Genomic DNA, 244 nt, shown 5'->3' with positions numbered 1-244 from the left:
CCGAGATCTACACTCGACTAGTCGTCGGCAGCGTCAGATGTGTAGAAGAGACAGGGCCATATCGCCGGTTTCGACATAAAGCTCGCCCAGATACTCGCGGGCGGCCTTGCGGAGGATACCCAGCAGGCCGATGTTTACAACCTGCTTGGCCTGTCTCTTATACACATCTCCGAGCCCACGAGACTACGCTGCATCTGGTGTGGCGGGTTCTGTTTGGGAGGGGGGGGGGGGGGGGGGGGGGGGG

General features: G+C 61.5%; 1 protein-coding gene. It reads right to left on the bottom strand.

Annotation, left to right across the window (positions count from 1 at the left end; translation table 11 throughout):
* Nucleotides 1-33: 33 nt before the first annotated feature.
* Nucleotides 34-165 carry a hypothetical protein gene (locus ACPYOJ_RS36320; protein ID WP_481420531.1) on the bottom strand — a complete coding sequence of 44 codons (132 nt, stop codon included), beginning with the start codon at nt 163-165 and terminating at the stop codon, nt 34-36.
* Between the last annotated feature and the right edge of the window lie 79 nt (nt 166-244).

This window comes from Rhizobium sp. SVR5-9E (genome assembly GCF_056755095.1).
Note: the sequence above shows the minus strand (reverse complement) of the source record. Positions and strands in the feature narration are given on the sequence as shown.